The sequence below is a fragment of the Shewanella hafniensis genome (genome assembly GCF_019655335.1).
GTDB classification, from domain to species: Bacteria; Pseudomonadota; Gammaproteobacteria; order Enterobacterales; family Shewanellaceae; genus Shewanella; species Shewanella hafniensis.
Map to the genome: position 1 here is coordinate 1 of NZ_BPFD01000162.1, position 1,989 is coordinate 1,989.

Below are 1,989 nucleotides of genomic sequence, written 5' to 3' on the forward strand. Positions count from 1 at the left end.
TTGGAGGTACTCAGGCGGCCTGATTATCAAATCACGGAGAAAGAATTGCTGGCGGCCTGGGTATTATTCGCCAATCAGTTGCTCAAATATGGCTATGCTATGGCTGATTTATGAGGGGATCCTTCAGAACTCAGCATCCAATTTAAGCCATCGACTCAGTTCTGGTTGACCGAATTGTAACCAACCAGCACCTTCATCTGTAACGCCAGTTGTCGTCAAGTAGTAGCATGCGCTCAATACACCAGTATTATGGTAATGATTCACATGAAAGCCTGATTCTTTTAAATTAACAGACCAAGAAGCACTGTATTCAAAAATTTCAGCATCATTCGAATTAAATTGCTGCATCGGACCTAATGAGTGCGATCTAATGAAGGTATTGATGCTTATTGAAAGCTGCTCTTTAAAAGCAGAAATGCTCGGAATATCACTATTAAAGAGATCTCCCTGAGTCTGCGTCCCTAAACGCAATGACTGTTCAACGGGGTGCTTGTTTGAATTGTGTAAGGTAAGCACATCTTTGACTAAGCATTCATGCAAGTCTGCGTTCTCTTCATTCATCAAATCAAACACACCAACTAAATCTGTGAAATTAAAGATTTGGCTATATTCATGGTGTCGATTAGACATGCGCAGCACAGCAGCAAATAACGCTATTGCACCTTGAGTAGGATTTTGCAGTGAATAAAGTATTTCGGCATATTCAAATGCCTGTGAAAAATCATTAAGGCAAAGTAAGGTAATGACACGCTCAAATATAGCATCTTGATCAATACTATTCTTCGTTTGAATGACATCAAGAATCGCTAATGCCTGCTGAAAATCGCCTAATTCACGCACTACATGTGCCAGCATAATATATGCATGACTCTCACCGTGAACCTGATCAACATAGCATTCTAGTATCAACTTTGCAGTAGCTAACTCATCTACTTTTATGAGTTTTCGTGCGTATTCAAGTGACAATTTATCTGATGGATTCTGTAGGAACGCCTTGTGATACTCAAAGAAATAATCAACCGAATCTTGTTGCCACAACAACTGAAAAATACGGTCATGAATTTCAATATCCAATGGATAGTCATCGAGTAAATATCGATATTGTTCTAGTGCATTATCTCGCAATGAACATGATTCAAGTGCTGTAATATAAGCGAGCCGATAAATACGATTCTTTGGGAATAAAACCTTGCATTCCTGTAAAACTGCTTTTGCTTTTTCAAAAGCAGAAATATCTAACAGTGCTTTACCGAGTTGATATTTAATTTGATCATTATTGTTATTATTCGTTATGTAATGCTCGTAAAGTGCTATCGCATGGCTAAATTGCGCGAGCCCACTATAACTCTGTCCCAATCCCAATGTGGTACCGGCATGGTTAGGGTTTATTCGGTATGCAATCAAATAACAACTAATCGCTTCTTGGAGTTGTTTTTGCTCTTGAAGTAGCAACGCCTTGTTGTAGTAAGCGTCAAAATAATTAACATCTAGTTTAATCGCATCATCAAAATATTCGCAAGCCTTGCCCAAATCCCCCATATCTTTAAAATAACCTGCATAGCCGCAATAAAAAGCCGGATGCTTATGCAATGAAATTAAGCGTTCAAATACCTGTTGGCTTTGAGAAAATTGCTTTAGACGTCGAAATGATTGCGCCACTGCATAAAGTAGATTTGCATCTGTACTTTGCTTAATTAAAGGAACTAATAGCACCAGTGTCTGTTCATAATTCTTGGCTCGATAATGAGCGAACCCCAGTTCACCAGAATTCAGATAATAACTGCGACACTCTAATTGAGGTGTAGAAGAAGCCAACTGCTGAAAAGTGGTACGCTTTATCTCGCCAAAGTAAAAGAGTATCACCATGAATTATCAACAGTTGACCGAAGCAAGACGATACCAGATTTCCGTGCTGTTAGAACAGGGCTTTTCGATAGTACACATAGCTAAATGCATTGATTGTCATCGCTCTAGTGTCTATAGGGAAGT

2 protein-coding genes are annotated in these 1,989 nt (G+C 39.0%); one reads left to right on the forward strand and one right to left on the reverse strand.

All coding sequences use genetic code 11. From position 1 onward, the window contains the following. Nucleotides 1–123: 123 nt before the first annotated feature. Nucleotides 124–1,866: a tetratricopeptide repeat protein gene (locus tag K5Q99_RS21645; RefSeq protein WP_220778104.1), complete on the reverse strand. Its 1,743-nt coding sequence runs from the start codon at nt 1,864–1,866 to the stop codon at nt 124–126. On the opposite strand from K5Q99_RS21645, the gene K5Q99_RS21650 reads away from it, so the two are divergent. After that, on the forward strand, nt 1,865–1,989 hold a 125-nt coding region (locus K5Q99_RS21650; protein WP_220776858.1), incomplete at its 3' end, for a helix-turn-helix domain-containing protein. The genes K5Q99_RS21645 and K5Q99_RS21650 overlap by 2 nt on opposite strands.

Bases quoted from the DNA above. Each gene is read 5' to 3' on its own strand.
- K5Q99_RS21645 (WP_220778104.1), bottom strand. From the start codon at position 1,866: ATGGTGATACTCTTTTACTTTGGCGAGATAAAGCGTACCACTTTTCAG.